This window comes from Psychrobacter piechaudii (assembly GCF_900162825.1).
In the GTDB taxonomy this organism is placed as follows: domain Bacteria; phylum Pseudomonadota; class Gammaproteobacteria; order Pseudomonadales; family Moraxellaceae; genus Psychrobacter; species Psychrobacter piechaudii.
Genome location: NZ_FUGE01000281.1, coordinates 1 through 248, shown reverse-complemented (window position 1 = coordinate 248; position 248 = coordinate 1). Strand labels below are relative to the sequence as shown.

The window sequence follows — 248 nt, the reverse complement described above, 5'->3', positions numbered from 1 at the left end:
TAGACAGGCTGGGCATTTGATGTATAGTGTGATTTGCATTTCACTATTTTATCAATTTCTCAGCCTGTTTTTTTTCAGCCTACTTTTTGAACCACCACCAGAAAGTCTTTGACTGGATTTGGATAAATGTTTTGGGTTATCAAACTTGTTACCGTCTGATAAGTTAAGTAAGTGGCTGATGCCTAAGTCAATACCAACAGTTAGGCTAGGCTCTATTGTGGTAGGTGTTGGTGCAACTTCATTGTTTT

At 37.9% G+C, this 248-nt stretch carries 1 protein-coding gene; it reads right to left on the bottom strand.

The window, feature by feature from the left end:
* Positions 1–51: 51 nt before the first annotated feature.
* Positions 52–248: transposase (locus A1019T_RS12960; protein ID WP_244156670.1), on the bottom strand; the 197-nt coding region annotated here is incomplete at its 5' end.